This is a genomic window from Staphylococcus sp. EG-SA-10 (genome assembly GCF_017151945.1).
Lineage (GTDB): Bacteria > Bacillota > Bacilli > Staphylococcales > Staphylococcaceae > Staphylococcus > Staphylococcus aureus.
In genome coordinates this window covers 1-462 of record NZ_JACVZJ010000053.1, presented here as the reverse complement: position 1 = coordinate 462, position 462 = coordinate 1, and the positions used below count along the sequence as shown (strand labels likewise).

General features: G+C 34.6%; 1 rRNA gene. It reads left to right on the top strand.

Going from position 1 to position 462, the window contains the following annotated elements:
* A 16S ribosomal RNA gene (locus IDG45_RS13730) occupies positions 1–100 on the top strand; the annotation flags it as partial.
* Positions 101–462 lie beyond the last annotated feature (362 nt).

Below are 462 nucleotides of genomic sequence, written 5' to 3'. Positions count from 1 at the left end.
GTAACCTTTTAGGAGCTAGCCGTCGAAGGTGGGACAAATGATTGGGGTGAAGTCGTAACAAGGTAGCCGTATCGGAAGGTGCGGCTGGATCACCTCCTTTCTAAGGATATATTCGGAACATCTTCTTTAGAAGATGCGGAATAACGTGACATATTGTATTCAGTTTTGAATGTTTATTTAACATTCAAATATTTTTTGGTTAAAGCGATATTGCTTATGAAAATAAAGCAGTATGCGAGCGCTTGACAATCTATTCTTTTTAAAGAAAGCGGTTGTCAGACAATGCATTGAGAAAAATTAAAGCGGAGTTTACTTTTGTAAATGAGCATTTGATTTTTTGAAAATAAAGCAGTATGCGAGCGCTTGACTAAAAAGAAATTGTACATTGAAAACTAGATAAGTAAGTAAAATATAGATTTTACCAAGCAAAACCGAGTGAATAAAGAGTTTTAAATAAGCTTG